Below are 19,437 nucleotides of genomic sequence, written 5' to 3'. Positions count from 1 at the left end.
ACGAAATAAGATAGATGAAGGAATGCATTTCTGATAGCGATCGTAGAACCAATAAACCACGATCGCTATCAAATTCTGAATCGATCAGGTGATTGCTCCATAAGTTAAGCCAAGTTGCTTAAGCCATTTGCGATAAGCCAGCGAAGCCCGATCGCTCGGTAGATGAAACTCAGCTTGGAGATCCAGCGGTAAGCGTTTGGGCTGATGAGATTCTAGGTTAGCGACATCTTGGAGAATCACCTTATCTTGAAAGGCGACCATCTCCGCTTCTGGAATTTCATGGGCATAGTTGAGCGCACCCCACATCCAACTGAGACATTCTTCTTCTGAGATAGGCGTAACACAATAGAGCAACACCATATATTGACCGTCAGACACTTCTTTACGCAGAGATGCGGTGAGTGGACGCAAGGCCCAGTAGTCATAGGAAGCAATTCCGCCTTGCCCGGTGCCATCGGGGTCAGGTTGCCAAATGCGAATGTCGTGCAGATAGAGACCATTGTCGTCGGTTGACACTTCATAATCTTCGATCACGGGTTGATCCGGTTCGCCAAGCAGCCCCGCATGGACAAACGGCAAATGGGCCACGTCGAGAAAGTTTTCGATCGCTCTCAGCCCACTACAGCGACAATAATGCGGCCCACTCAGATAAGTACGATAGGTAGAATCATTCCATTCTGAAAACGCCACAACCTCCTTTTGCGGAGCGCCCAACGAAACAAAAATCACGCCATACCGCTCCTGCACTTTGAAGGTTTTGACGCAGGCCTGTTTGGGTGGCACATAATCGGGATGAGCGGGGACTTTGACGCATTGCCCACAAGGGTCATACGCCAACCCGTGATAGGGACACACCAGCGTATTGTCTACCACTTTGCCTCCAGAGAGTTTGACACTGCGATGTGGGCAGCGATCTTCCCAGGCAGAAATCGTCGTTTCGCCGCGCCAAAGCACTAAATCGGTTTCCATTAAGCGCGATCGCAACACTGTTCCAGGCTTTAAATCCTGCGATCGAGCTAACGGATGCCAATCATCTAAGAGGACGCGATCACGAACTTTGCCATTGGTCTGATTGGATAGACGCACCGAGATTGCTTCAACCATTACACCATTCTCCAGAACACACGATTATTTGACTGACTTAACTTTGGACGAGTTCATTCCTCATCTCTCTCACCTACCGCTTACCTTTAACATACGGAATTCCCAACGCTGCCGGGGCCTCACTGCGACCTGTTCTTAACATCAGCACCACCAAGGTTAATACGTAGGGCAACATCAACAAAAATTCATAGGGCAAATCCTTAAAGCCTAGTGCTTGAATGCGATATTGTAGGGCATCTGCAATTCCAAATAAAAGCGAGCCTATCATTGCCCAGAGCGGTTGCCAGCGAGAGAAGAAGACAAGTGCGATCGCAATCCAGCCGCGCCCTGCGGTAATATTTTCGGTAAAAATGTTGAGTTGAACGACGGTTAACACAGCTCCGCCCAAACCTGCCAAACCAGAACCGAGCATAATCGCCCGATAGCGAATCCAATTAACGCTCAAGCCCGAAGTTTCTGCGGCGGCTGGATTTTCGCCCACGGCTCTCAGTTCAAGTCCCCAGTTGGTGCGAAAGAGCAGGAACCCACAGAGAAACACCAAAACTGCGGTGAGATAAACCATCGGATTGTGATCGAATAGGATGTCACCGACGATCGGAACCTTAGACAATCCCGGAATCGCCCAGGACTCCAGACCTTTGACTCGCGCCCCAGACAGTCCCGTTTTTTGGCGAAATAAGTAAGCGGTAACGCCCTGACCTAACAGTACCAGTGTCACCCCTGTCACGACCTGATCGCTTCTCAAGGTGACGGTCAGTACGGACAAAATCAACCCCATTCCAGCGCCCGCCAACAAGCCAGCCAATAACCCAACCCAGGCAGCAAGACTGGCCATTCCGGTCGCTTGCTCGACGCTGTAGGCTGCCATAAAGCCAGATAGACTGCCGACTAACATCACGCCTTCTAGCCCCAGATTCATCACGCCCGATCGTTCGGTGATGATTTCGCCCAAAACCGCCAACAGCACAGGCACTGCCAGCCGAATCCCCGCCGTCAGCAGCGCCACCAAAAAGCTCCAGGTTAAGATTTGTTGCGCCATCGATCAAGACTCCCGTTGGGAAATTGCGTGACCTGCCAACACCAGAAGGACGACGATCGCCTGAATGACTTGCGCGATCGCAGAAGGAATTTGCAACACTACATTCAGCGATTGGGCCCCGACCATCAAGGCAGAAAAGAGCAGCGCTGCCACCAAAACGCCGACGGGATGAAGCTGTCCCAGGAGGGCCACGAGAATGCCACTAAAGCCAAAATTATCCGAGATATCACCTTTGAGTCGCGTGTAGGTATAGCTGACCTCGATCGTACCTGCCAGACCCGCCAGCCCACCGCTCATCATCAGGGCTATGAGAATACTACGACTCGTGTTAATTCCTGCACACCGCGCCACACTGAGCCGAGACCCCACCGCCCGAAGCTGCAACCCGATCGCAGTCCGCCACAGCAGCAGGTAAACGATCGCCACCAGCAAAACCGCCAGCCCCATTCCCCAATGTAGTCGAGTGTTCCACAGCGTCGGAATCTGAGCATCGACGCTAAATTGAGCCGATTCGGGTAGAAAGCCTTCGGGCTGTTGGAGTGGCACCCGCGCTGCATACTGAACGAGCAAAATGCCAATGTAGTTGAGCATCAGCGTACAAATGATCAGATTGACCCCGCGTTTGAGATAGAGCAATCCTGCGATCCCACTCCAAATCGCTCCACCCAAGACACCCGCCATCAACATCAAAGGAATCAGCCAGTAAGCCGCCAAATTTGGCAGATTTAACGCGACGACACTACTACAAAGCGCCCCCATGTAATACTGTCCTTCTGCGCCAATATTCCAGACGCGACAGCGAAAGGCGATCGTCATTCCCAATCCAATAATCAACAAAGGAGTGGCTCTGAGCAACGTTTCGGTCAAGGGTCGCCCTCCCCCAAAGGCACCCATCACCATCACACCATATGCCTGTAGCGGATTGGCTCCACTGATTAGCAGTAGTATTCCCCCCAGTATCAGCGCCAGCATTCCTCCCAGCAACGGTGCAAATGGTTTCAATCTCAGCAGAATTCCTTGAGCGATCGATTCCACTCCCGATCCCAAAACGATTTCATCCCTCATCCCTCATCCCTCATCCCTTCTTTTCTCCTCGCGCAGCGGAGCAAAGCTCTCCCTCATCCCTTCTTTCCTCCCTGCCATCAACAACCCAATCTCATTCACATTCGCGTCCGCTCGATCGATCAGCCCCACGATCGCTCCTTCATACAAGACGGCAACGCGATCGCTCAAGCTCAAAATCTCATCCAATTCGGTCGAAATCAGCAAAATGGCAGTTCCTGCATCTCGTCGTGCCAGCAGTTGAGCATGAACAAATTCCGTCGCTCCGATGTCCAGTCCTCTAGTGGGTTGAGCCGCGAGTAAAACCTGGTGATCACGAGTCAATTCTCTCGCCAGCACAACCTTTTGAGCGTTGCCCCCAGAGAGTTTTCCGGTTTGAGTTTTGATCGACGGAGTGCGAATTAAGTATTGCTGAACCAGGTCGATCGCATGTTTGAAAATGTAATTTTGGCGTAGAAATCCTTTCCACTGAAACGGTGGACGCTGTACGTCTTTGAGAATCAGATTTTCTGCGATCGAGAACTCTGTCAAAATGCCCATCGACGTGCGATCGGACGGAATGTGAGCCAGTCCCTTCACCAAAATCTCACCTTGACGAATGGGACGCAAGCCGACGATCGCTTCTTCTAATTCTCGCTGACCATTGCCATCGACTCCCGCCAATCCGACAATCTCACCGGGACAAATCGCCAAATCAATTCCTCGCAGCGCTGGAAGATTGCGATCGCCCATTACCCAAAGATTTTTTAACTCGAAGGTGGGAGAGGGGTGAGGGGTGAGGGGGGGGGTGGTTTCGCGGCGAGAAAGGTTGACTTCCCGACCGACCATCATTTGGGCCAGCGACTGCTCACTGCACGCTTGAATCGCCACTGTATCAACCGTCTGCCCGTCTCGCAACACTGTCACCCGATCGCAGACCGCCATCACCTCATTGAGCTTGTGAGAAATGAAGACGATCGCTGTTCCTTGGGCAGCCAGCGTTCTCAGCGTGACCATCAATTCCTGGGCTTCCTGGGGAGTCAGAACGGCGGTTGGCTCATCTAAAATCAGCAGATTTACTTTGCGGTAAAGGGCCTTGAGAATTTCGACGCGCTGCTGCTCTCCGACCGAAAGCTGCCAGATTTGCGCCGCAGGATCGAGCCTCAATCCATACTGATCCGCCAATTTTTGTAGTCGCAGATTCAAGCGTTTTGGCGACTCGCGCAGCGGCGATCGATTCGCTCCCAGAACAATATTCTCAGCCACCGTAAACGGCTCAACCAGCATAAAGTGTTGATGCACCATCCCAATTCCCGCAGCAATGGCATCCCTGGGCGATCGCAACTTCACAGGCTGACCGTTGAGCCAAATTTCTCCAGCATCCGGTTCGTACAGCCCACAGAGAATATTCATCAACGTGGTTTTACCCGCGCCATTTTCGCCTAACAGCGCGTGAATTTCTCCAGCCTTCACTTCAAAATCGATCGCCTGGTTCGCCATCACACCGGGAAAGCGCTTTGTAATCCCCCGCATTTCTACCGCTAGAAAAGGAGTCGATCGGGCAAAAACCATCGTATGCAAATGAATGAGAGATCACTGAAATCGGCTTAGTGAGGAACGATGAACCGTTGTCAAATCCACCATTCCTCGTCAGCCTACTTGGGCACAAACGGCACCTTCAGTTCACCAGAAGCAATTTTGGCGCGGGTTGTTTCCAGGGTCTGAACCTGATCGCTCGTCAGCTTGTCTTTAAACCCTGGAGCAACTTCTACAGCGATCACCCCTTCTGCAATCCCCATTTTGTAATACTGATTGGTGAAGGAGTTGGCTTTGGTGTCCTCGACCATTTTGTTAAACAACGGCTCCATATTCCAGAGCAAATTCACTGCGACTACCTGTGGGCCCAGCGGAGACATATCACCGACATAGCTTGTGGCATATCCGCCTTTGGTTTTGGCTGCTTCGATCTGCCCGATCGTCGGCCCTTGTCCACACCCAATCCAAAAATCAACGCCGGTTTCTGCCTGAGACAAAGCGGCTTCTTTGGCCTTGGCCACATCATCCCAATTGCCAACGGCCGCACTGGTCAACGTGGCATCGGGTCGGACTGTTTTTGCCCCCGCCAGCATGGCCTCGCCCATTGAGTGACAAACGGGAATATCGAAACCATACAGCGCTCCCAGCTTGCCCGTTTTGCTGAGTTTGGCTCCCATCAGACCCACCAGATAAGCCCCCTGGTAAAAGGGTTGGTCATAATCCGCCACATTGGCCGCCGTTTTGTTGATTCCCCCGGCCCAGGCAAAATTGACGTTAGGAAACTCTTTGGCAACCTTAAAAACCGCGTCTCCGTAGTTAAAAGAGTGAGCGACGATCGTGCCATATCCCGATTCCGCATACTGCCGCAATACACGCTCAATGTCTGCCGGAGAAACGGACTCAGACACAGCAACGTCAATGCCTTTTGCCTTTAGGGACTGGGCGGCTTCAACGGCTCGCTGATTCCAGGATTTGTCCGTGGGCGGCCCATTGATGATCAAAGCAAACTTGGGAGCTTTTGAGTCAGCGGTGGGACTGGCGGCGACAGGGCTGGCGGTTGGAGATTGAGAAGTCGTCGGAGTCGAACTACAGGCCACCATCAGCATAAGCGGTGCCGCCAATACAAGACTTGCCGCTGTCTGCTCAAAGGTCTGAAAAAAACGTTTTGGATTCATCACAAATACTACCGGGATTAAAAGTGCATCGAAAGGCTGCTTAGATATTCCCCCGCCCAACTTGAGAAGTAAAGGGGGTTCAATAGAATGTGTCGAGAAATTGTGAATGTATCAAGGTAGGTGAAATCTTTTATGTAAAAAACGATACTAAAGTGCAGGAGCACAGTAGATTAGCAGGAGCAGATGAGCGTAGTATTTTAGACTATCTGAAGTTTAGAGCCGATAAATGCTTGATAAAGTGACTACTCAATTGACTGCAATCGATTTATTTGCTGGTGCTGGTGGATTTGGTTTGGGCTTTGAAATGGCAGGATTTGGTGTTCCTCTTTCAGTTGAAGTGGATGCGTGGGCTTGCGATACGCTACGTCATAATCACCCAAACATGAGCATTATTCAACAGGATATTCGTAACTTTAGTCAAGTTAATGACGTTAAGCAGCTTTGCCCATTTAAGCCGGATGTCGTGATCGGTGGTCCGCCCTGTCAGGGGTTTAGCATTGCTGGGCCTGCTCAAAAAGACCCAAAAGACCCAAGGAATACTCTGTTTACAAACTTTGCTCAATGGATTCGTTTCTTAGAGCCTCAAGCTTTTGTGATGGAGAATGTTAAAGGCTTATTATCCCGAAGGAATAGCGAGGGAAATAGAGTGATTGATATCATTAAAAGGACTTTTGAAGACATTGGATATTTTGTAGAAGTTTGGGTATTGAATGCGGCTGAGTATGGTGTACCACAGTTTAGAGAGCGTGTTTTTGTGGTGGGTAATCAAATAGGAGAAGAACTAAATTTTCCTGCAAAAACACATTCTTTAGATCTTCTCAGGATCAGTAGCTCTCAGTTGACAATCTTTGATCAAATTGGTTTGTCTCCTGCTTTGAGCTTGTGGGATGCAATATCAGATTTACCTCAGTTGGATGCTCATGAAGGTGAAGAGGAACAGCCTTACCTTTTAGAGGCTCAAAATAGTTATCAAAACTGGGCAAGGAAGAATAGTCAGACACTCTACAATCATGTAGCAATGGAGCACTCTTCTCGACTTGTAGAACGTTTTAAGCACATTAAATGGGGTGAGTCGAGTGCAGATGTGCCTAGAGAACATGGGGCAAGACGGCGCAGTGGCAATGGCGAATTATCTCAGAAAGCCTATGATCAAAACAACCGCCGACTAAATCCTCACAAGCCATCTCACACGATCGCAGCTTCGTTTTACGCTAATTTTATCCATCCTTTTCAACACCGAAATTTAACTGCTCGTGAAGGAGCCAGGATTCAATCTTTTCCAGATGATTATCGATTTTTGGGTAAGAAAACGGTGGTTTCTCATAAGCTATTACAGCGAGAAGAAAGATTTAGCGAGAAGTTTCTTTGTCAGTACAATCAAGTGGGCAACGCCATACCGCCTCTTCTTGCTAAAGCGATCGCCCTTCATCTTCGAGAGAAACTAGCGCTATGTCAATCCGAGATCGAAACCCATTAGTTCATGGCTCTAATCTAGAACAAAAGGAGAAACACCGCACAAAATATAAAGATCCTGAAAGTAGAAAATATTTGAGCGAGATTAGAATTCAGTATGATCAATGGCACTCAGCAAATCTTGAATTGGTGGGCCCTAAATCGGTTCAAACGGAGCAAGACGACGAGACAATCACCCAAAGGGTTGCGCTTCTTTCGGGTTACAAGGACTTTTTAGATCAGCAACATTACGCCGAAAAATTTGATTCTCGGTCAAATCTTCACTCAAGTATATTAGAAGAATTTCTTTACTACTTGTTTAAAGATCTCGCACAGGATTTTGGAGAAAATGCTTTAATTGGAAAGTCTCACACCTTTAAAGATATCTTCTTTGTGCCGCCTAGCTACGCTGAGATGCTGAAGCGACCGTATGCTCGTATCGAAAAGAAAGACCACGATTTTGTTATTGGCACAACTGTTCAAGCATCACTGGAAGCATCCATCCCACTACAACAGGACAACCATCCTGGCGAAAGGCTAACGATTCAAAAAGAAGAGCCGGAGGACTACGCAGAAGTTACAGTTATAGGAAACACGGAGACGCACATTTTTGATATACCCGTTGTCGTCATTGAATGTAAAACTTATCTTGACAAAAATATGCTTGAGGGTTCGTCTAGAGCCGCAGAAGAGTTAAAGGCAAGAAACCCAAACAGCTTGTTCATCATCCTAATGGAGTGGATTAAACTGACCAGTGATGTTAATCTCTACAAGTATAAAGTTGATCAGATCTACGTGCTACGTCAGCAGAAAAATACTGATCGAGAATTTAGATATAAAGACACTTACATCAAGAATCCAATTAATCCGACCGTTATTCAACATCTATTCAAAAAAGTCCGCAAGCACCTGACAATGGATTGGGCAGGCGAACTTGAACAGGGTATACAGAGAGGTTGGTTGATTGACGGGTGAAGGAGTCGAGATAGCGCTCAAAAAAAGCTCACAGCACAGTCCAAATGTTGAGAAAAAAGTTGAGCTTGTGATAGTGGTTGCGTTTAGTAGTAGAATGCTTAACCTATCAGGAGGAGTCCCGTAACTTTTGGGGTTAAGCTGGCTAAATTTCTAGACAATCCAATCATTTTGACGTTCATCGAGCGATCGGGTGCTGCTATCAATTTTCTGCATGAATTGCTTTCTACGCTATAAAACCTGAATTAATCCTGACTTCACGCGAACTGAATTTAGCTTAATCAACTGACCTGCAAAGTTACTCAAGGATTACTTCTAATGATTAGATGTAAATGTCTTGGCGTGATGTTAGCTGACAAGCTGAATTGACTGTGAAGTTAGCCCAAGCCTTGAAAGGCGCTGTTGATCGTTTAAGGAATCTGCTGAATGTTTCGGACTAGCCGCAAAACTTATCGGTCTGGCTTCTCGTCCTACCAGAAGAAAAAGAAATCGCTGCCTCGCTGGTTGATTTTGGGGTCGATTCCATTGATTTTGATTGGCTTAGAGTTAATGGCCCGTGTGGGTGTTGGCCTCGCTGGCAAAACAGCAGAATTTGCAGCCTACGAAGGCGAACCTTTGAGCATGACGGCTTACCGCTTGAGGTATCTTGATCGCACCAATCAGCCCTACGATGGACTGCCCGATCGCGGCCGCCTCAAGGTCAGACGCAGTTCTCTTCTGGGGTACAAACTGGTTGGCAATCAGCAAAGTAATGCCTGGCGAATCAATGAGCAAGGGTTCCGAATGGAGCAGGCGATCGCGCCCACCAAGCCCAAAGACGAAGTGAGAATTTTTGTTTTGGGTGGCTCAACCGCATTTGGACAACTGAGTTCTAGCAATCAAGCCACCTTTGCTAACCAACTCGAAACTCGCTTTAATCAACAAGTTGCGACCCAAAAAACAAACTCTGCTAAGTTTCGTCCCGACGTGTTGCCCTACTACGCCGACGAGTTGACCAAAGCAATGGCCCTGCCGCCTCGCATTCGAGAAAGCCGCTATCGAGTCATTAATGCGGCTGTCCCAGGATACGCCTCTAGCAATCAGCTTGCTCAACTCACGCAGCAGGTTTTGGCTTACAAGCCCGACTATGTGGTGATTGTCGATGGCTATGCCGATTTGTTGTTGCCCAGTACTCAAGAAGGAGCCGACGTTCCGGGTATTGAGGGGATGCTAGAAAATGCTTCTGGACACTTCACGACTGCCCTTTCAGAACGGTGGAAATCCTGGTTTAACCAATCCTATCTAGTCAAGAGCATTCAATACTGGCTGTTGCGTCCCCAAGATGCCCCGGCTCCCATGATTCCGCCTGATACAGGAGTCGCGATCGACCAGCGCCTGCCCACCGACACAAATGAATTAAACCGTCGCGTGTCTCGCTATCGCAATAATTTAGAACAGATTGTCCGTCTGACCACGAGCGCCAAGATTCCGCTAATTGTCGCCCTGCAACCCGAAATCACTAGCCGGACAGACACGCTGACTCAGCGCGAGAAAAAGATTCTTAGCCAACTGGGGTCAAGCTATCCGCAGCAAGTTAAGTCTGGATATAAAGAACTTCAGCAGTCGATCGCACAGGTCAAACAAGCCTCTCCTCAAGGAGTTACCGCCCTCAATTTGTACGATGCGACTGCCAGCCTCAAAGACGATGCATTTCACGATCCGATTCATCTCACTGATAAGGGCAACGAAGCGATCTCCAACAAGCTCTATGAGTCGATGGCAAATTCGCTAACCGTCCAGCCTAAACCGTTTGCCCAACCAGAACCACCTGTAAGATAGTAGAACGGCCGACTAGATTGGAGTTTCGTCTCTAGCTTGAGAAGTGGGATTTCGTCGTTTTGAGGTTTTTCGACCTTTGAGAAACTGTGTTTTTACAACTTCAAAGGCCTGCTTGTAGATCTGAAAGTCGGAGGGCTTTTCGACATCGGGGACGCTGCGGGTGACATAGTGGAACGCATGGAAAATCGAGTTGAGTCCGGCGATCGCGTCTTCCATTGGAATCGGGCGGGTGACAGACGATCGCTCCACTTTGATGATGTAGTTTAGTCCGCCTAACTTTGCCAAATTTTCTAGCTTGTTTTCGTGGACGAGTCGAGCAACTTTGGTCAGGTCAGCCCCAATCACACTGGCAATTCTTTTGGCGGTTTCTTCGTCTGGGCCACTGCGTTTGAGACAGATCCAGCCCAGCCCAGCACGAGAAATGTTGACCTGTCGAGCAAGCTGACTCATATTGGTCTGCGGGTTTTCTTCAAGGTACTGTAAAACGAGTCGTCCAAAAGCTGAACAGTCTTCAGGACGCAACTTCAGAGGATTCATGTCAGATCTTAAGACTGGAATTTCTAAATATTTTGCAACATGGAGAAGAGTTTTTAGTATACTTGTTCCTTGCGGAAAGCTGCATTCTCCCAAGGATAGCAAAGGCAGAGCCAACGATAGCCCTGCCCAAAGAGTTTTCAACGCTGCTTTAAAACGCTGATTACAAGTTGACGTGAATTCAAATCAAGTTTTGCTTCCTCATTCAACCCTTTGATCCTGCGATCTTGCCAAAGTTGGGAAATAAGGGTTCGATCTGAAATCTCGTCAGGCTAAACCGATCGCTGTCCAGAGCGCGTGTCTATCCCTTGATCGACAACAGGGCGACCGTCTGTATCAACGTCTAACTCTTCACGGCGCAGTTGCTCTTCCGCTTGAACCGTTTGCTGATCGACTTCTTTTCTCACGGTCACTTCTTCGCGCACAAAGGCTTCTTTGCGAATGTCAGGCGTTTCTTCGTAGACTTCCACTCGCGCCACTTCTCCTTCGGCAAAGGCACCCGCATCCGGAGCAACCGTTCCCGCGTTAACGGGAGTCGTGCGCTCAATGACCACGCGCTCTTTTTCAACGGGGACAGAGACTTGTGTCGTTTCAGTTTCGACGCGCTTACCGATCGCCACTTCTCCAGTTTTTTGGCGAGTCTTGCTGGCGATCAATCGCTCTTCATAAAGTCTGAGACTCTGGTGTTTTTGCTCGTTAAGGTTGTAGAGGTCGGGTTCTCGATCGTAGGTGTAGCTGTTGCGATCGTACAGGGGAGCATCTAGCGGAGCCGAGTTTTCTACAGCAGCAGGACGATATACGCCTCTGACTTGTTCTTCCTGGTCGTAATCGATCGCGGTGCCTTCTTTATATTCGGGAAGCGCTTCGACCTGTGCACGAGTCAGACCGTTGGCATGAACGCAGTGAGCCTGGTTGTCAATTTCGGCACGACCGATCGGAAGTAAAACATTTTTGCCCAAAATCCAGCCGCCTGTGTGAATGACTAGATAGCGAAATTTGCCAGCGTCATCAACAAGTAAATCTTTAACTGCACCCACTTTTTCGCGGACAGAGTAGAGGTCATACTCCAGAATGTGTTGTTCTTTGTCAAAGTGTTTGCGGTAGTCAGGATCAAAATCTTTAATGGAGTGAAGTGGCATCTTTTGTGTCCTATGTAAAGTGTTCGTCTTAGTTTTACTTAAAACTAGAAGTTGAGAAATCACACTTCCTCTCTCTTAAGTCAGATTGCTTCGGATTTTATAAGAGGTTTTAGAACAGGGCGAGAAGACCTTCTTTTACATCCCTAGGAAAATAGTTGTCTACCTCATAAGGCTTAAGCAAACTGTCCCTTGGGCGAGAGGAAGGTTTAAGTTCAATTCGATACGTTAAAAAAGGTTGTCAACCGCTTTGAGACCTATTATGAAATTGGCTATTCGTTCTTTTTGTCAAGCTATCGTTTTAGCGATCGGAGTCACCATTCTCAACAACACTGCTGAAGCGATCGCCGCTGAAAGAGTGACTTTGAAATACAAGATTTTTCGAGAATCTATCTCTGTTCCCCAACTGACGACCTTTGCTAAAACGGGCGAGATTTCTCAATCTTTGCGGTTTTATCTAAATGCGACTCGGCAAAACCCAGAAGATGTCAGACGAGTCTTAAACCGACCCATTGATGTGAATGTTGTAACCCTCGATCGTACCCTCAACAGTCGAGTCGGAGAGTTGCTGCTCGACCAGATAGGACAAGCCATTCACCCACCCGTTGAAGAAGTTAATCGGCAGGCACTACGATCGGCCTTGGTGTTATCGGCTCAATCAGATAATCAAATCTCACTGATAGAAGTGCTGCAAAACTATCCGACGGCTGAGGTCGAAGTCGAGGGCGAACGGCTGGTGCAAGCTTATCGCCAACTTAGTGCACTAAATGGTCGTCTTCGCAATGTTGCAGAAGAGTTGATTAGACGGCTTTAATCATCCGTTAAATCTGTTGGTCTAGGTTTGCTGAAATCGCAGCATCTTCTCTAAACTCTGATCAAAAAATGGACTTTTGACTTTGTTGGATGATTCAGTTTTTCTTCTTTTAAAGCAACTCAAATCGTCAAAAAATTGCTCGATCTCTATCTCAATTGTGAGAGCCTTGAGCACGATCGTCTTGCTTTTGATAGAGGAACAGCCTATCTAAATAGCGATGGCTTTTCTGTCTAGAAGAGAGTTAATGATGATGTAGCAACGAAGTGTTTTTACTTTAGTTTGCAAACTTAAAGGATTAGGAGAAAAAGAACATGGCTTTAGGTCGTCAAGACAATATGATGAGCAATCAACGTGCAGTGGGTGTATTTCCGACTCGTCAGGCCGCCGAACAAGCGCTCCACGAATTGAGAGACTCCGGCTTTAGCATGGATAAGGTTTCTGTTATCAACAAAAATGCTGATCATAGGGATGGCATGTCGGGTGCAGAAGTCAGCGATCGCGTTGGCAACAAAGCAGACGAAGGCGCAGGAGTCGGAGCGGTGTCAGGTGGGGCACTCGGTGGACTCACAGGTCTGCTGGTTGGACTGGGAACGCTGGCAATTCCGGGAGTTGGCCCAATCATGCTGGCCGGAGCAACCGCAACTGCTTTGGCAACGACGGCTGCGGGTGGTGCGATCGGAGCCGCTGCGGGTAGCTTGCTGGGCGGATTGGTCGGGCTGGGCATCCCCGAAGCAGAAGCCAAACACTACAACGATCGCATCACTGAGGGTGGCTATCTTGTAATTGTGGACGGCACTCAAGATGATATTCGTCGCGCTGGAGCTATCTTGAGCCACCGAGGAATTACAGACTGGGCGGTGTATGGTGGTTCTTCTGAGTCTCGAATCGACGCAATGCCTGTGGCTCCGGTGGCCACACCTGTACAAGCGACTCGTCAGACGGCCCCGACCACTGACGCTGAATCAATCAAGCTGTACGAAGAGCGTCTCGTGGTTGATAAAGACCGGGAAAAAACTGGAGAAGTCGCGATCGGTAAGCATGTCGAAACGGAAACAGCACGAGTTTCTGTGCCCATCGAGAAAGAGCGGGTTGTCATTGAGCGCACGACCCCGGTTAGCGCTGAAGCGGTTGTTCCGGGTGAGATGGCTTTCCAATCAGGCGAAACAGTGCGGGTAGAAGTCTACGAAGAAACGCCTGACATTCATAAAGAAGCCTTTGTGCGTGAAGAAGTCACCATTCGCAAAGAAGTTGAACAAGAAACCGTGACGGCTCAAGAAACGCTGCGTCGCGAAGAACTGGAGATCGATACGGAAGGTCGTCCTGTTGTGAATGCTGATCGTAACTTGAACGATCGCATCTAGTTTCTGTGTCGGCGGCCAGGTCAGCCCTGATCTCGCTGCCGATTACCTTTTCATTCAAACTAATAGGATTACTAGGACAATGAAAAAATTTGCATTTCTTCTATTTAGCGGTGTTTTGGCGATAAGTGTGTCAGCCTGTGGGCCAGCTAAAACCAGCAGCGAGGCACCCAACACCACGGCGGAGGCTAGTCCAAACATGGAGAAACCGACCGCTCAAGCCAATCAAGATGACGCAACGAACGAAACGCGCAGAAAACAATTGAATTCTGATATTCGGGCTGCCGAAGAGCGCAACAAAGTAGCGGGTGATCAATCGGTCAAAACTAATAATGACCTACAAAGTCAGGTGCGATCGAAGCTAGAAGCCAACCTGCCCGCAAGTGCTTTGGCGGTTGAAGCAAATGAGGGTAACGTTACGGTGACGGGAACCGTTGTCAACCAAGCCCAGCTTCAAAAGATCGAATCGCTTGCTAAGGAGATCAGCGGAGTCAAAAGTGTAGATATCAAAGCAACGATCAACACCGCCGCGAAGCCAGCAGCACCCAAGACCGGATCGGCTGATCTAACCAAGGAGTCTACGGGAGTGAAGTAAGCTTTCTGGAGTCCTGCTTGATATAAACAAATGCAGAATGATGAATCCTAAATGTATGTTGTGTTATTCATCATTCTGTAGGTTTAGCAAAGACTAATGTAGTACCCGCGATCGCTCAGGTTGTGGGTTCTGTTTTGGTTAGATAAGAAGATTCACCAAAGCCCAATACAGAATTAACGTTGAGATAACACCCAACCAGAGATAAGTTTGTTTCACGACAAATCACCTATTTAGACTTATTCCATGTATAAGCTAGACAAAAAACTAGCATTCTTCATCTATCGGAAAGCTGGAATGTGTCTTGTTTGAGTGGAAGCGATCGTGACTTCACCCATTAAAGTTTTTGAACTCCAATAGTTAACTCAAGGAGTCGATCGTATATAGGCAATCGAGCCTCAACAAGGTTTCTAACAGCATTTCTACACCTTGAACACATTGTTCGGGTGACGTGTACTCATCTTCCGCGTGGCTGATCCCGGCGTGACTGGGGACAAAAATCATGCCCATGTCGGTAAAGAGTCCCATTTCTTGAGCATCGTGGCTGGCGCGGCTAGGTAAATGACAATAGCTAAACCCTTTCTCCTGGCAGATTTGCACAATTACATCTTGAATTTTGGGAGTCGCCAAAACTGCTTCAGTGCGGAGAATTGGAGCGGCTGTGATCTCGGTTTGGGTGGCAGCGGCGATCGTGTCCAACTGCTCCATGAGTTGAGCGGACAACTGTTTGAGATTTGCCAAATTAATGTCTCGCATGTCTACCGTCAGTTCCACCAGTCCGGGCACGATGTTGGCCGCGTTGGGAAACACATTCAAAGCGCCCACGGTGGCGACTTGCTGACCGGGTGTATTCTTAGCCAGCCCATTCACAGCTAGAACGATTTGAGCGGCGGCGACCAGCGCATCCTGTCGAAGATCCATTGGCGTAGTGCCCGCATGATTGGAACGACCTTTGACAACGATTACATCGCGGTGTTGCCCCACAATTCCTTCGACGACTCCAATTTCTTTGCCCTGATGATCGAGAACGCCGCCCTGCTCGACGTGTAACTCGACATAAGCCGCAACCTGGGAGCGATCGCGTTTGGCGGTCTGCAATTGTGACCAGTCTCCGCCGACTTTTTTGAGGCAAGTCTCGATCGCCGTTCCATCGTCTCGTCGGTAGTATTCAGCTTCTTCAAATGCGGTTCCTGACATCGCTTTGCCGCCGATCATGCCGCCTTCTTCGTCGGTGAAGACGATCACTTCGAGGGGGTGATTCATCTGAATCTGGTTGTCGCGTAGGACTCTGACGACTTCGATTCCGGCTAATACGCCCAGCGTGCCGTCGTAGCGGCCGCCTGTAGGAACGGTGTCAATGTGCGACCCAGTGACCAGAGAAGGGGCCTCAGCGACCCGTCCGGGGTAGGTGCCAATTAAGTTGCCAGCCGCATCAATTCGCGTGGTCATGCCTGCTTCGACCATCCACGATCGCACCAACTCACGCGCTCTAATATCTTCTGGACTGTAAGCAATGCGCCGCACACCCCCGTTAGAAAGTTTGCCGATCGCAGCGAGTTGATCAATTGTACGGTTGAGGCGATCGCTATTGATGAGAGAAGTCAGAGTCAGAGTCATAGAAAAGTTTTGAAGGTTGAGGGTTGGAATTAATCGGTAATTAGTGATTAGTCAGGAGTGATTAGTCGTAAATCAATTACTAATCACTAACCACCAACCACTAACAAACTGATTTAGAGCGGCTATAGTTCATTCAGTTTGGCGGCGCGTAAAAAATTGAATACCAACTAATGCTAGTCCAATCATCAAAAAAGAAAAGGCAGTTGTGAGCGTGCCCAGGGCATAAAGTGACGGATTGGTGACATTGGTGGTCATGCCAAAAATTTCGAGCGGCAGCGTGTTTTTTTCACCTGAAATCAATGAGGTGCGGGTGAATTCGTCATAGGACAAGGTGAACCCAAACAGCGCCACTCCGATCAGGCTGGAACCAATGAGCGGTAAGACAACCTGCCAAAACGTTTGACCGTCTCCTGCGCCCAGATCTCGTGCGGCTTCTTCGTAAGATGGATCAAATCGATTGAATACGCCCACCATTGTCAGAAATGCGAAGGGCAACGTCCAGGTGAGGTGTCCTGCTAATGCCGAGGTGTACCATTGATTAGGCAGTTTTAACAAGCTAAAAACAATACCAATACCCAAAGAAATGAGAATGCTAGGAACAATCAAACTGGAAACGGTGAGATAAAAGAGCAGGTTAGAGCCAATGAATCGTTTGCGGAACGCCATCGCAGCCGGAACGCTAATCAGTATCGTCAACGCCATAACCAACAGACCGAGCGTGAACGATCGCCCAAACGCTTCGACAAAACTTCCGACGCGCTGCTCTCCAAAAACGGCACCAATCCAATAAAAGCTAAATCCTCGCATCGGAAAAGTTAGTTCACCTTCGGGCCCTTGCAGAGAGAGCAAAAAGATCGCCGAAAACGGCCCATACATAAACAGCACAAACAACCCAAAGAACGCCGCCAACAAGTAAAAAGACAACGGGCGCTTTTTCATCGCTTATAGCTCCTTGCGAATGTCAACCACGCGCAAAATTGAGAACACCAATAAGAGGGTAATGGCTAACAAAATGACTGCGTTTGCGGCGGCTAGGGGATATTGCAAACTGCCGATTTGATTTTTGATCAGATAACCGATCGACGACGACTGTCCCCCACTCATCAGACGAACTGTTGCAAACTCTCCCATGACTGGGGTGACGACAAAAATGGTGCCGATCGCAATCCCCGGAGCCACCAACGGTAAGATAATTTCCTTCTGAATCTGAAAGCCAGAAGCTCCAGCATCTTCGGCGGCGGTAATCAGAGCGCGATCGATTCGCATCATGCTGTTAACGACCAGATAGCAATAACTTCCCGCAGCGACTTCCAGGTTTAAATTCTCAATCGCTGTAAAGCTACCGTATTTTTTGGTCACCGATCGCAGAGCAACCCCTTGAGTGCTGTTAAAACTTTTGACAACAGGGTCGCGCTTGGTGGATGGGTGGGAAGTTTCTGTCGGCATGGCTTCTCCAAGTTAGAGGTAGGAACTCACACATTCCTAAAGTCATGATCTCCAGGATCTCATAGAGCAATTTGGGAAAATGTGACAATTTATGCAGAAGTTGAGCCGACTCAGGGCTTGTATCGCATAGATAAAGCTCGATGATCAACCAACTTCTGATTCTTTCAACCACCCCTGACAACGGAGGCAAGTGTTTGATAGGATTATTGCACTCAAGGCATGTAGACTGTATACCGTCTTCGATAAATAGTATTGTGTTTTCCTATACATTTTTGTGGCTTGGGCATCTGACTTTATGAGAAAGAACCGACGTTAAGGACTGGATCGAGCGTTCACAGTTCTCAGGAAATTGCATATACAATTTGCTTCCGCTTGCAAGGTGAAGGAGTATTATTTTGACCCTATCTCCGCGATCGCTACAGCGCAGTTTGTCGCTTCAAGAACAGACCTATCAAGCCCTCAGAAGTGCGATTCTGGCTGGAGAGCTAGTACCAGGAGCGAGACTGGTCGAAACTCAGTTAGCCAAACAGCTAGAAGTCAGTCGGACTCCGATTCGGGAAGCATTGAGACAGCTTCAGCAGGCAGATTTGGCCATGCCAGACGCAAATGGAACGTTGCGCGTAGCCACCTTTTCTCAGAGTGACGCGACGCAGCTTTATGATTGTCGGATCGCTTTGGAGCGGTTGTCTGTAGTAGGAGCCTGTCAAAACGCCACTCAGCAGCACTTTGAAGAGTTAGATGTGCTAGTCATGCAGGCCGAAAAGATGGTCGAGAGCAAGCGATCGCACTTCAACAATTACCAACTGTTGGATCTGGATTATCAGTTTCATCGACTTCTAGCCAAAAGCTCTGGCAATCTGTGGTTGATGTCGCTGCTCGATCAAGTTTTTGATAAGATGGCGCTGCTACGAATTCAAACCATGCAAAACAATCCCCAGGTGTTAGAAATTCGGATTGAGCATCGTCACATTTTTGAAGCGATCGTTCAGCGAAATGCAGAAGCGGCGATCGGCGCGATCGGGCAACATCTGGCAGCCAGTCAAACACGAGTCATTCGAGAAGTGCGATCTCTGCAAGAGAATGTAGTAGAAGGGTAGGGGGAATGAAAATTTCCTGCGAATCGATCGTCTACTATTGAATTCTTTTCACCATGACAGCAACCAATTCTGCGGACACTAAGCGCGTTTTTATCTGTGGCTCGGCGCTCAAAGGGCAGCCTGATCACGGCAATCTGCAATCTGCAACGTTTCTGCGATCGGCTAATACCCAACCGTTATATCGTCTCCATGCCGCACAAGAAGGCTGGCACCCCGCGATTTATCAAGTCGAGGAGAATGGCATTAGCATTCCGGGTGAAGTGTATGAACTAACGATCGCTCAGTACGATTATTTAGTCTCTACGGAGCCGCCCAATATGTATCCAGGCGATGTCATTCTCGAAGATGGAGAAGTCTTGACAGCGATGCTCTATCCGCGTGATCTGGTTGAAAAATATCAGTGGGTTGACATTTCTGATCTGGGTGGTTGGGCAGCTTACAAGAAACAATCTGCAACGTAGTTGTTCTAAATCTAATGAACATCCTAATGAGTTGTGGGAGTTTGGTGGTTAGTGATTAGTCGTTAGTGATCAGTCGCAAACTAATGGCTCAGAACTAAAGACTAACAACTTGACCATTTCAAGATTCTCACAACTGATTTAGGATTTCTATCGGTTCATCTAACGCTTTAACTTCTGATAAAAATGCTGTCTCTAAATCTGTAAATGACGATCGACCACGACCAAAACTTCAAAGAACTGATCTC

At 48.5% G+C, this 19,437-nt stretch carries 18 protein-coding genes; 8 read left to right on the top strand and 10 right to left on the bottom strand.

What is annotated here, in order from left to right:
• Positions 1-84: 84 nt before the first annotated feature.
• The 5 genes from ACJ2PR_RS07255 to ACJ2PR_RS07235 all read right to left on the bottom strand — a co-directional run bounded on the left by ACJ2PR_RS07255 (position 85) and on the right by ACJ2PR_RS07235 (position 5,895).
• Positions 85-1,104 carry an aromatic ring-hydroxylating dioxygenase subunit alpha gene (locus ACJ2PR_RS07255; protein ID WP_446876535.1) on the bottom strand — a complete coding sequence of 340 codons (1,020 nt, stop codon included), beginning with the start codon at positions 1,102-1,104 and terminating at the stop codon, positions 85-87.
• A gap of 73 nt (positions 1,105-1,177) precedes the next feature.
• Positions 1,178-2,143, bottom strand: a complete 966-nt coding sequence (locus ACJ2PR_RS07250) for an ABC transporter permease (RefSeq protein WP_446876534.1) — start codon at positions 2,141-2,143, stop codon at positions 1,178-1,180.
• A 3-nt stretch (positions 2,144-2,146) separates the two neighbouring features.
• Positions 2,147-3,208, bottom strand: coding sequence for an ABC transporter permease (locus ACJ2PR_RS07245; RefSeq protein ID WP_446876533.1), 1,062 nt, complete (start codon positions 3,206-3,208; stop codon positions 2,147-2,149).
• A 3-nt stretch (positions 3,209-3,211) separates the two neighbouring features.
• Positions 3,212-4,756, bottom strand: coding sequence for an ABC transporter ATP-binding protein (locus ACJ2PR_RS07240; RefSeq protein ID WP_446876532.1), 1,545 nt, complete (start codon positions 4,754-4,756; stop codon positions 3,212-3,214).
• A gap of 83 nt (positions 4,757-4,839) precedes the next feature.
• Positions 4,840-5,895 (bottom strand): BMP family protein, encoded by a 1,056-nt coding sequence (locus ACJ2PR_RS07235; RefSeq protein ID WP_446876531.1) that lies wholly within the window; start codon positions 5,893-5,895, stop codon positions 4,840-4,842.
• Between the two features lie 226 nt (positions 5,896-6,121).
• On the opposite strand from ACJ2PR_RS07235, the gene ACJ2PR_RS07230 reads away from it, so the two are divergent.
• The 3 genes from ACJ2PR_RS07230 (at position 6,122) to ACJ2PR_RS07220 (ending at position 10,137) form a co-directional block, all read left to right on the top strand.
• The gene (locus tag ACJ2PR_RS07230) at positions 6,122-7,372 is read left to right on the top strand and encodes a DNA cytosine methyltransferase (protein WP_446876530.1); all 1,251 of its coding nucleotides are present in this window, start codon (positions 6,122-6,124) and stop codon (positions 7,370-7,372) included.
• Positions 7,345-8,322: a Bpu10I family restriction endonuclease gene (locus tag ACJ2PR_RS07225; RefSeq protein WP_446876529.1), complete on the top strand. Its 978-nt coding sequence runs from the start codon at positions 7,345-7,347 to the stop codon at positions 8,320-8,322. Before ACJ2PR_RS07230 ends, ACJ2PR_RS07225 begins: the two co-directional genes overlap by 28 nt.
• Positions 8,323-8,745: 423 nt before the next feature.
• Entirely contained in the window at positions 8,746-10,137 is a 1,392-nt protein-coding gene (locus ACJ2PR_RS07220) for an SGNH/GDSL hydrolase family protein (protein ID WP_446876528.1), read from the top strand.
• A 12-nt stretch (positions 10,138-10,149) separates the two neighbouring features.
• On the opposite strand, the gene ACJ2PR_RS07215 is transcribed toward ACJ2PR_RS07220, so the two are convergent.
• Together ACJ2PR_RS07215 and ACJ2PR_RS07210 are read right to left on the bottom strand one after the other, a co-directional pair.
• On the bottom strand, positions 10,150-10,674 hold the full coding sequence (locus ACJ2PR_RS07215) for a helix-turn-helix domain-containing protein (RefSeq protein ID WP_446857573.1): 525 nt from the start codon (positions 10,672-10,674) through the stop codon (positions 10,150-10,152).
• A gap of 269 nt (positions 10,675-10,943) precedes the next feature.
• A complete protein-coding gene (locus tag ACJ2PR_RS07210) occupies positions 10,944-11,810 on the bottom strand; it encodes a DUF2382 domain-containing protein (RefSeq protein ID WP_446876527.1) in 867 nt (288 codons plus the stop codon).
• Between the two features lie 259 nt (positions 11,811-12,069).
• On the opposite strand from ACJ2PR_RS07210, the gene ACJ2PR_RS07205 reads away from it, so the two are divergent.
• From ACJ2PR_RS07205 to ACJ2PR_RS07195, 3 genes are all read left to right on the top strand, one after another.
• Positions 12,070-12,621 carry an alpha/beta hydrolase gene (locus ACJ2PR_RS07205; RefSeq protein ID WP_446876526.1) on the top strand — a complete coding sequence of 184 codons (552 nt, stop codon included), beginning with the start codon at positions 12,070-12,072 and terminating at the stop codon, positions 12,619-12,621.
• 311 nt (positions 12,622-12,932) lie between these two features.
• Complete coding sequence (locus ACJ2PR_RS07200; RefSeq protein WP_446876525.1) at positions 12,933-13,982, top strand: YsnF/AvaK domain-containing protein; 1,050 nt, start codon at positions 12,933-12,935, stop codon at positions 13,980-13,982.
• 79 nt (positions 13,983-14,061) lie between these two features.
• Complete coding sequence (locus ACJ2PR_RS07195) at positions 14,062-14,574, top strand: BON domain-containing protein (protein WP_446876524.1); 513 nt, start codon at positions 14,062-14,064, stop codon at positions 14,572-14,574.
• Between the two features lie 357 nt (positions 14,575-14,931).
• Here the strand turns inward: ACJ2PR_RS07195 and ACJ2PR_RS07190 are convergent, their stop codons facing one another.
• The 3 genes from ACJ2PR_RS07190 to ACJ2PR_RS07180 form a co-directional block, all read right to left on the bottom strand.
• Entirely contained in the window at positions 14,932-16,188 is a 1,257-nt protein-coding gene (locus tag ACJ2PR_RS07190) for an allantoate amidohydrolase (protein ID WP_446876523.1), read from the bottom strand.
• Between the two features lie 129 nt (positions 16,189-16,317).
• Positions 16,318-17,127 (bottom strand): ABC transporter permease, encoded by an 810-nt coding sequence (locus ACJ2PR_RS07185; RefSeq protein WP_446876522.1) that lies wholly within the window; start codon positions 17,125-17,127, stop codon positions 16,318-16,320.
• A 3-nt stretch (positions 17,128-17,130) separates the two neighbouring features.
• On the bottom strand, positions 17,131-17,634 hold the full coding sequence (locus ACJ2PR_RS07180) for an ABC transporter permease subunit (RefSeq protein ID WP_446876521.1): 504 nt from the start codon (positions 17,632-17,634) through the stop codon (positions 17,131-17,133).
• Between the two features lie 395 nt (positions 17,635-18,029).
• On the opposite strand from ACJ2PR_RS07180, the gene ACJ2PR_RS07175 reads away from it, so the two are divergent.
• The gene (locus tag ACJ2PR_RS07175) at positions 18,030-18,731 is read left to right on the top strand and encodes a GntR family transcriptional regulator (RefSeq protein ID WP_446867610.1); all 702 of its coding nucleotides are present in this window, start codon (positions 18,030-18,032) and stop codon (positions 18,729-18,731) included.
• Between the two features lie 53 nt (positions 18,732-18,784).
• Positions 18,785-19,192, top strand: coding sequence for an allophanate hydrolase-related protein (locus ACJ2PR_RS07170; protein WP_446867611.1), 408 nt, complete (start codon positions 18,785-18,787; stop codon positions 19,190-19,192).
• The last annotated feature ends 245 nt before the right edge of the window (positions 19,193-19,437 follow it).

The organism is Phormidesmis sp. 146-33 (assembly GCF_052939515.1).
Note: the sequence above shows the minus strand (reverse complement) of the source record. Positions and strands in the feature narration are given on the sequence as shown.

Excerpts from the sequence above, each read along its gene's own strand:
- ACJ2PR_RS07250 (WP_446876534.1), bottom strand. The coding sequence starts at position 2,143 with ATGGCGCAACAAATCTTAACCTGGAGCTTTTTGGTGGCGCTGCTGACG.
- ACJ2PR_RS07240 (WP_446876532.1), bottom strand. The coding sequence starts at position 4,756 with ATGGTTTTTGCCCGATCGACTCCTTTTCTAGCGGTAGAAATGCGGGGG.
- ACJ2PR_RS07230 (WP_446876530.1), top strand. The coding sequence starts at position 6,122 with ATGCTTGATAAAGTGACTACTCAATTGACTGCAATCGATTTATTTGCT.
- ACJ2PR_RS07190 (WP_446876523.1), bottom strand. The coding sequence starts at position 16,188 with ATGACTCTGACTCTGACTTCTCTCATCAATAGCGATCGCCTCAACCGT.
- ACJ2PR_RS07215 (WP_446857573.1), bottom strand. The coding sequence starts at position 10,674 with ATGAATCCTCTGAAGTTGCGTCCTGAAGACTGTTCAGCTTTTGGACGA.
- ACJ2PR_RS07220 (WP_446876528.1), top strand. The coding sequence starts at position 8,746 with ATGTTTCGGACTAGCCGCAAAACTTATCGGTCTGGCTTCTCGTCCTAC.
- ACJ2PR_RS07205 (WP_446876526.1), top strand. The coding sequence starts at position 12,070 with ATGAAATTGGCTATTCGTTCTTTTTGTCAAGCTATCGTTTTAGCGATC.
- ACJ2PR_RS07180 (WP_446876521.1), bottom strand. The coding sequence starts at position 17,634 with ATGCCGACAGAAACTTCCCACCCATCCACCAAGCGCGACCCTGTTGTC.
- ACJ2PR_RS07225 (WP_446876529.1), top strand. The coding sequence starts at position 7,345 with ATGTCAATCCGAGATCGAAACCCATTAGTTCATGGCTCTAATCTAGAA.
- ACJ2PR_RS07235 (WP_446876531.1), bottom strand. The coding sequence starts at position 5,895 with ATGAATCCAAAACGTTTTTTTCAGACCTTTGAGCAGACAGCGGCAAGT.
- ACJ2PR_RS07185 (WP_446876522.1), bottom strand. The coding sequence starts at position 17,127 with ATGAAAAAGCGCCCGTTGTCTTTTTACTTGTTGGCGGCGTTCTTTGGG.
- ACJ2PR_RS07255 (WP_446876535.1), bottom strand. The coding sequence starts at position 1,104 with ATGGTTGAAGCAATCTCGGTGCGTCTATCCAATCAGACCAATGGCAAA.
- ACJ2PR_RS07170 (WP_446867611.1), top strand. The coding sequence starts at position 18,785 with ATGACAGCAACCAATTCTGCGGACACTAAGCGCGTTTTTATCTGTGGC.
- ACJ2PR_RS07200 (WP_446876525.1), top strand. The coding sequence starts at position 12,933 with ATGGCTTTAGGTCGTCAAGACAATATGATGAGCAATCAACGTGCAGTG.
- ACJ2PR_RS07245 (WP_446876533.1), bottom strand. The coding sequence starts at position 3,208 with ATGAGGGATGAAATCGTTTTGGGATCGGGAGTGGAATCGATCGCTCAA.
- ACJ2PR_RS07210 (WP_446876527.1), bottom strand. The coding sequence starts at position 11,810 with ATGCCACTTCACTCCATTAAAGATTTTGATCCTGACTACCGCAAACAC.
- ACJ2PR_RS07195 (WP_446876524.1), top strand. The coding sequence starts at position 14,062 with ATGAAAAAATTTGCATTTCTTCTATTTAGCGGTGTTTTGGCGATAAGT.